This window comes from Gordonia alkanivorans NBRC 16433, assembly GCF_000225505.1.
Taxonomy (GTDB): Bacteria; Actinomycetota; Actinomycetes; order Mycobacteriales; family Mycobacteriaceae; genus Gordonia; species Gordonia alkanivorans.
Window position 1 is genome coordinate 49,510 of record NZ_BACI01000030.1, and the last position, 7,256, is coordinate 56,765.

A 7,256-nucleotide genomic window follows, 5' to 3' on the forward strand; every position below is an offset into this window, starting at 1 on the left:
ATACCCTACCCCCCTAGGGTAATCAATGGGTGGAGGTGGGTTGAGCTTCGGTGGGGGCGGAGACGCTGAGCCATCCGCGGCGGTGCAACATCAACAGGGCGGACGCCGCCGCTATGCCGGTGAGGACCAAAGCGATCCACACCAGTTCGGGCATGTCGCGGGTGGTGGCTGCGCTGAACAGCCACCCGGTCGCGGCATTGCCGAGCAGAATCCCGATCCCGACGATGGTGTTGTAGAGCCCGTAGTGGGTGGCGACAAGCGTGCCGCGGGCCAGTCCCACCACAGTGTCCATTTCGAATGGGAACACTGCTGCGGTGGCGGCGGCGAGCAGGGCTGCGGTGAGTAGCAGTGCGGCGATGTTGAGGGCGATGTTGCGCTGATGCGTTGCGGCGCTGGCGACTAGGGGCAGGAAAGCTGCAGCCATCAGTGTCATTCCCACGCTCAGGCTGCCGGTACTGCCCCAGCGGTTGCCGAACCATGCGGTGATGCGTAGCTGTCCGGCGATGGCCACCAGACCGGTCACCACAAACATTGCGGTGACAATGCTGGTGGCGAGGGTGGGGTTGTCCGCTATGCGGTCGGCGTGCAGGGGCAGCGCGAGGTAGACCTGAAAGGACAGCACATACGAGCTGGCCATCGCCACAGCGAAGAGCAGGAATCGCCGGTTACGTACGACGCTGCGCCAGTCCTGAATGATCGAGGTGTTGCTTGGGGCTGGTGTTGTTGCGGGTAGCGCTTTGATCTGCACGAGGGTCAGGACCGCGAAAACTGCTGCCGCACACAGGGAGGTGAGCCGAAAATCCAAAGCGGTCAACGCCAGTCCGACCAGCGGCCCGAGCAGGATGCCGGCCTGGTAGAAGACGTTGAACACGGCGAATGCTTCGATGCGACGTTCACCGGCGTCGGCGGCCAGGTAGGCGCGGACGGCGGGGTTGAACAGCGCCCCGGCGAATCCCGTTGCCGCCGAGGCGATCAGGATCGCGGGCAGCGAACTGGCCAGGGCCAGTAGGATGAATCCGATGACCCGCATCAGGCATCCGGCGATGATGAGCGGTTTGTACCCCCAGCGGTCAGCGAGTGTTCCCCCGATCAGGAACATGCCCTGCTGGGAGAAGTTGCGTATCCCCAGGACCAGGCCCACTGCCCATGCCGCCAGGGCCAGCGGGCCGGCGAGATAGGCGGCGAGATAGGGCATGAGCATGTAGAAGCCGAGGTTGATGGTGAACTGGTTGACCATCAGCACTTGGCTGGGGCGATCGAAGCTGCGGAAACTGCGGTAGAGGCGTCGCATAGGTCAGCTCGTGGGCTCGGTGTGCGGCATGTGAGTGGGGTCGATGATGGTGGGGCACCGGGTCCAGCTACTCGCGACCTGGGTCAGCGGATCGTTGATGGTGTGGGGGGCAGTGGGCGCTGGGGCGTCCATCAGGTCGTGAGCTTGGCAGTACTCGTCGTTGTAGATGGTTCCGTAGTAGCGGGCGGGGCCATCGGGGAAGACCGCCGCGATGCGCGTATCGGCCGAACGAGTGCGAGCCAGCCAGCCCGAGACCAGGGCCACCGCGCCCACGCTCCAGCCGCCGGTGGCGTACTGCGTGGCGGCCAGGGTGCGGCATGCCCAGACTGCTTCGGCCGGCGCCACCCAGTGCACCTCACTGAACTGGTCGTAGGCGACGTTGCGGGGGTAGATGCTCGAGCCGAGTCCCCGCATGATCCGTGACTGTGCGGGCTGGCCGAAGATCGTCGAGCCGATGGTGTCTACGCCCACGACTTCCAGCTCAGGGTTGAACTGCCGCAGAGTATGAGCCACACCGGCTGAGTGCCCACCGGTGCCCACCGAACACACCAGGACATCGATATGGCGCAGCTGCGCGATCAGCTCCACACCCAGTGAGCTGTAACCGGTCACGTTGTCGGGGTTGGAATACTGGTCGGGACACCACGCAGCCTCGTCGAGTGCGAGCAGGGCGCGCACACGGTCGCGGCGGGCTTGTTGCCAACCCCCGACCGGGTGGGGCTCGCTGACGACATCGACCCGGGCGCCGTAGGCGGCGAGCATTTGCCGCAGGATCGGTTCCAGTCCGGGGTCGGTCACCAAGGTCACCGGATGACCGAACACAATGCCCGCTAGCGCTAACCCCAATCCCAGTGTGCCGCTCGTTGATTCGATGATCTGCGCCCCCGGGGCCAGCTCGCCGCGGGCGCGGGCGCGTTCGACCATGTGCAGCGCCGGCCGGTCTTTCATGCCACCGGGGTTGAAGCCCTCCAGCTTGGCCCAGAAACCGTGCCCGTGCTCGGCAAAGGGTTCTTCGATCCGCAGTACCGGGGTGCCGCCGACCAGCTGACGACTCAGCCCAGCACGGCGCGATGTGGCCTCGGCAGGGAAGGTGGTGGCGAATGGATCACTGGTGGTGAGGCTGTAGGAGACAGTCACACGGGCATCCTCTGCATCGATGGACAGGATGTCGCCGGGCCGAAAGCAGATCAACAGTGTGAGAGGGAACTGGGACATATCGTTCGGCGCGGCGACACCGCCACCTTGCCCACTCAACCTCAAGGCTGATCGGCGGTCGGGATCAAGATCTGCTCAAGAATGCCCGCGGGGTTGGATGGTCGTGTAAACCACCGCCACCATAGGGACGTGCCTCATGACCGCGTCATCGTCGACGACGACCTTCGTGGGCCGGCGGCCCGACCACCGCACGGGCTACACGCGCTGGTCATCGAAGATGAGCCTGACATCGCCGAGGTTGTCGCCGACTACCTGCAGCGCAGCGGATTTGTGGTCACCATCGCCCACGACGGCCAAGAGGGGATCGCCGCCGCACGCACGGTGAGTCCTGCGGTAGTCATCCTCGATCTGGGTTTGCCCTCGATCGACGGCGTCGAGGTGTGTCGGCAGTTACGCACCTTCACCGACGCCTACATCGTGATGGTCACCGCCCGCGCCGACGAGGTCGACACCATCATCGGTCTCGCGGTTGGAGCCGACGACTACCTCACCAAACCGTTTCGTCCTCGTGAGCTGATGGCGCGCATCGACGCCATGCTGCGCCGTCCGCGCCCGACCTCGGCGGTAGACACAGCACACCCGCGGACACTGGGGGAGCTGACCCTGGACCCACAAGGCCGTGAAGTGCGGGTACAAGACACACTCGTGGAACTGACCCGCACCGAATTCGACGTTCTGGAAGCCCTGAGCCGACGGCCCGGTGTGGTGTTCAGTCGAGAACAACTGCTCACCGAAATCTGGGGACCCAACTGGGTCGGCGATGCCCACGTTGTCGAAGTTCATATCGCCAGCCTGCGCCGCAAACTCGGCGACAGCGCCGCGGCCGGTCGATTCATCCGTACCGTGCGCGGCGTGGGCTACCGGATGGGTGACGGCCAACCTCGAGGAGACAGCCATGAACGGTGATCGACGACGGGCACGTATCCCGGGCAGCTTCGGCTCCCGGTTGATGCTGGCCCAGGCCATCGTGATCGGCGGCGGCGGCATCAGCGTCGCGATCGTGGCACTGTTCGTCGCGCCGCACACCTTCCACGATCACCTCGGCCAGTCCAGCCTCGAACCGGGATCAGCACAGGCCGAACACGTCGAGGCCGCATTCACCTTCTCCATCGTCGTCTCGATGACCGCAGCCCTGGTCACCTCGACGATCCTGGCCACGGCCGTCAGCTGGTTCCTGGCTCGCCGCGTACAACAGTCAGTCGCCAGCGTCGCGCGCTCGGCTGTGGCGATCGGCGCAGGCAACTACCGCACCCGTGTTCCCGATCGCCAGCTCGGCACTGAGTTCACCCAGCTCAGCCGAGCCATCAACCAGCTGGCACAACGTTTGAACTCCCAGGAAGACATCCGCAAGCGGATGCTGTCAGACCTCGCCCACGAACTGCGCACCCCGTTGACCACCATCGGCGCGATCACCGACGCCCTCGAGGACGGTGTCCGCGCGCCCGACTCCCACACCTTCGACGTCGTGCGCACCGCCACCACCCGGTTGCAGCGCCTCGCCGAGGACATCGCGACCGTATCCAGCGCCGACGAGCATCAGATGCCATTGCAACCCTCGACGATCACTGTCAATGAACTACTCATCGCGACCTACGAAGAAGCCGCCGAGCTGTTCACCGACGCCGGCGTCACGCTGGGCATCGTCACCACCGCCGCGCGCGTACACATCGATGTCGATGCCGAACGAATGAGCCAAGTACTGCTCAATCTGCTCACTAACGCGCTGCGACACAGCTCCCCGGGCCAGCGGGTCGTAGTGAAAGCCGACACCGCCCCGGCACACGCGGTGCGCATCAGCGTCGTCGACTGCGGGGACGGGATTCCCGCTCAACACCTTCCACACATCTTTGACCGCTTCTACCGCACCGACTCCTCACGGACCCGAGACGCCGGCGGCAGCGGTATCGGACTCACCATCGCCCGCTCCATCGTCGAAGACCATGGGGGCACCTTGCTCGCCGAAAGCCTGGGAACCGGGCACGGAGCCACCTTCACCATCACGTTGCCGACCACAACACGACGTCACATCCACCGCAGCACCCCTGGAACCGAATTCTCCGCAGCCATCGAACACCGCCCGCCTCGCGGCGCTGCCGATGCGCTCCAACGGGACCGAGCTACTAACTGAGGTAGTCCGTCGTAAGATTGACCCGCATCTAGAGATGGTGGGTGAAAATGACTGGGCTGGGTTCGCTGGAACGCGCAGTGATGGACGTGCTGTGGTCGGCCGGTGCGGCGATGTCGGTGCACGACCTAGTCGAGGAACTCCACGACCGCGAACCGGCCTACACCACAGTGCTCACCGTCGTCACCAACCTGCACAAAAAAGGGTTCGTCGGTCGAGAAAAAGTCAGCCGCGCCTACCGGTACTTCCCCATGCAGACCCGCGAGGAGGCCACCTCACGCACCTTGCGTCAGGTCCTCGACGCCAGCGGAGACTCCGCGGCAGTACTGATGCACTTCGCCCAGACCGTGACACCCGCCGAGCGGGAAGTGCTCAGCGAATACCTCAGCCGCAAACCTCGCCACACCCGCGGCGGCGGCACCAAAGCCTAAGCCACAGAAACGTTCCAAGAGTCGAAATCCCGGCCCGACTACTCAACCGGCGCGCGCCCCTTGACTGCGGGAAGTAGATGCGCCGCCAGCGCACCGGCCACACCCGCAGCGAAGGCCGCAGCACTCAGCGCCGACACCCAGTCGTGCACATCCACCGCGGTCAGCATCCGCAGCTCGACCTGATCACCGCGCCCGACTCCTGACGGGTCGGATGGCACGAGATCCGACGTTCGGAGCAGCATCACCAGCCAGAACGCGGCAACCGCCTCAAACATCACCACGGCAAGGCCCACCGCACGAGAGATCGTACGGGCAGGACCGCGCGGGCCGAACCGATCCGTACGCGGCACCTCGACACCGTCAGTCATGCCCACCACCTCCTCCGCACACTCGCATCACGCCCCACTTCTACTAACCACCTTCGTATTTTGTGGGAATCGGGCGTGGGCGCCGGGAACGAGGGCGTCGAAGCCATCACCGCGGGAGGCCGGCCGGGCCAGGCGGAAGACTATCGCGGCCACCAGACCGAAGATCGCGATCACACTGCCTGTGCGGGACCACCTCGGGGTTCGATTGAGCTCCGCCCTCAACGCCAGCTCGGCGATCGGATCAGCAGGCACCGCGCCAATCTCGATCGGCGCGCCCGTGGCGGCGAACACGATGAACACCCACATCGCCGAGGCCATCCACACGAGCGGGTCAACCATTACAGCCAACGACGTACCGTGCAGATGAGCAGAAAACAGCATGAGCGCCCCAACACAGAGCATCACCAACACGATCGCCGACGAGAAATCGCCCTGGGGAGCAACCACCATCACGCCGACGGCCGCACTCACGGCCACCGCACACGAAACAAGCGCCCGCCACGCCTCCCCACCTCGATCCGGCTGGCGGGCAGCGGCGACACCACACGCTACGACCGCACCGAACAGTCCCAGGAGTGTCCCTTGGGCCACAATGTTTGCGATCACCACGCCTCCAACAGCCAACCTTGAAACTATGCTAGATAGTAGTTTAGGTGGGCTGGAGGGCGCTGACGGAGGGGGAGTAGCTCTATCTTCTTCGTCGGTGGGACCGCCGCCTGCATCGATGAGTTGGTCCTCGCCCCCGATTTGGAAGCCTGGGACATCGAACTCGACCACGAATCATGGCTCACGACGCGTTCAACCCGCTGCCACCCGCTACGCGCTGACTTCGTTCCTAGCCCGCCCTACCTCACGATCAACGTTTTCGCGACGTCTCCCCGCGGAGCTGTGACGGCTACGGTTAAGCAATGTCGTCGACGGGCGTTGTGCGGGTATGGCATTTCAGTAAAGGGTGGGGTGTGTTCGACTCACCGGACACTCCCGGCGGGGTGTACGCCGACGCTCAATCGCTCAGACTCCTAGCGGTAGCCGATCTGAACGATCCACTCGCTTCGATGGGTTTGCGTCCGGGGACGGAAGTCGAGTTCGTTTGGTCAGATGCTGCGGATGACCCGCTCGAAGGTTTGCGCTACGAAGTACAGCAGGCGTGGCCGATCGGCGTGGCCGCTACTCCGCCGTCGCCGCCGGCCGGGGCGTTCTCCACCACCTTTTGGACCAGCGAGGGTGACGCCGGCCCAGATGGTTTGACATCGATGCGCGAGCACCGCCACGAGCAACACTTCAGGTCCCCGCGATCTCTCGATGTTATGTAAGGAGCGCTTGAAAGATACTCTCCCCCAGTGATTTACAACTGGTAACGGGACGTGTTGAAGTAGGACGAGTAGCTGGTGCAGCGGCGATTGGTCCGCCAGCCACTTCGAGGAGATGTAAATTGCAGACCATGCCTACACTGCCGTCAAACAGTCAGAATCTCTTGGTTCGGGTCGCATCGAACGCGCACGACGACGCATGGGCCAATCTCGTTCAGGAGATCGGCAGGTTGTCGGGCGATACCAACTTCGAAGTCGTCGACGACCCTCAATTTGATGGATTCTCAGCTGATGACCTCGAAAGGCTCTTGGTCGATAGCGACAACACCTACGCCTTCATAGCCGACGACGAAACGTTCACCCTTGACGAGCATCCGCTACTGGCAGTCTCTAGCTTCGGCGACACCCTGCGAGTAGTCCCGGCGCTACTGTCTGGCGTGGCAGACAACCTCGCCATCGCCAACCTTTCCCTCGCCGACTACCGGAGCGCGGCAGACCGCGATGGCATCTTGCGGA

8 protein-coding genes are annotated in these 7,256 nt (G+C 64.2%); 4 read left to right on the forward strand and 4 right to left on the reverse strand.

Annotated elements, in window-relative coordinates; all coding sequences use genetic code 11:
* Positions 1 to 22: 22 nt before the first annotated feature.
* Both GOALK_RS04530 and GOALK_RS04535 read right to left on the reverse strand, forming a co-directional pair.
* On the reverse strand, positions 23 to 1,291 hold the full coding sequence (locus GOALK_RS04530; protein WP_006357626.1) for an MFS transporter: 1,269 nt from the start codon (positions 1,289 to 1,291) through the stop codon (positions 23 to 25).
* Positions 1,292 to 1,294: 3 nt separating this feature from the next.
* Entirely contained in the window at positions 1,295 to 2,428 is a 1,134-nt protein-coding gene (locus GOALK_RS04535) for a PLP-dependent cysteine synthase family protein (protein ID WP_035718250.1), read from the reverse strand.
* A 282-nt stretch (positions 2,429 to 2,710) separates the two neighbouring features.
* Here GOALK_RS04535 and GOALK_RS04540 point away from each other — a divergent pair, with 282 nt between their 5' ends.
* From GOALK_RS04540 to GOALK_RS04550, 3 genes are read left to right on the forward strand one after another with little or no spacing between them, the layout of a single operon-like run.
* Entirely contained in the window at positions 2,711 to 3,412 is a 702-nt protein-coding gene (locus tag GOALK_RS04540) for a response regulator transcription factor (protein WP_042375763.1), read from the forward strand.
* On the forward strand, positions 3,402 to 4,634 hold the full coding sequence (locus GOALK_RS04545; RefSeq protein WP_006438349.1) for a sensor histidine kinase: 1,233 nt from the start codon (positions 3,402 to 3,404) through the stop codon (positions 4,632 to 4,634). The genes GOALK_RS04540 and GOALK_RS04545 overlap by 11 nt, the downstream gene beginning before the upstream one ends.
* 47 nt (positions 4,635 to 4,681) lie before the next feature.
* Positions 4,682 to 5,062 carry a BlaI/MecI/CopY family transcriptional regulator gene (locus tag GOALK_RS04550; protein ID WP_006438350.1) on the forward strand — a complete coding sequence of 127 codons (381 nt, stop codon included), beginning with the start codon at positions 4,682 to 4,684 and terminating at the stop codon, positions 5,060 to 5,062.
* 38 nt (positions 5,063 to 5,100) lie between these two features.
* Here GOALK_RS04550 and GOALK_RS04555 read toward each other — a convergent pair whose 3' ends face one another.
* Positions 5,101 to 5,430 (reverse strand): hypothetical protein, encoded by a 330-nt coding sequence (locus GOALK_RS04555; protein ID WP_006438351.1) that lies wholly within the window; start codon positions 5,428 to 5,430, stop codon positions 5,101 to 5,103.
* 27 nt (positions 5,431 to 5,457) lie between these two features.
* A complete protein-coding gene (locus GOALK_RS04560) occupies positions 5,458 to 5,901 on the reverse strand; it encodes a hypothetical protein (protein ID WP_231380857.1) in 444 nt (147 codons plus the stop codon).
* Positions 5,902 to 6,871: 970 nt separating this feature from the next.
* On the opposite strand from GOALK_RS04560, the gene GOALK_RS04570 reads away from it, so the two are divergent.
* The coding region (locus GOALK_RS04570) for a DUF6924 domain-containing protein (RefSeq protein ID WP_040004001.1) at positions 6,872 to 7,256 on the forward strand (385 nt) is incomplete at its 3' end.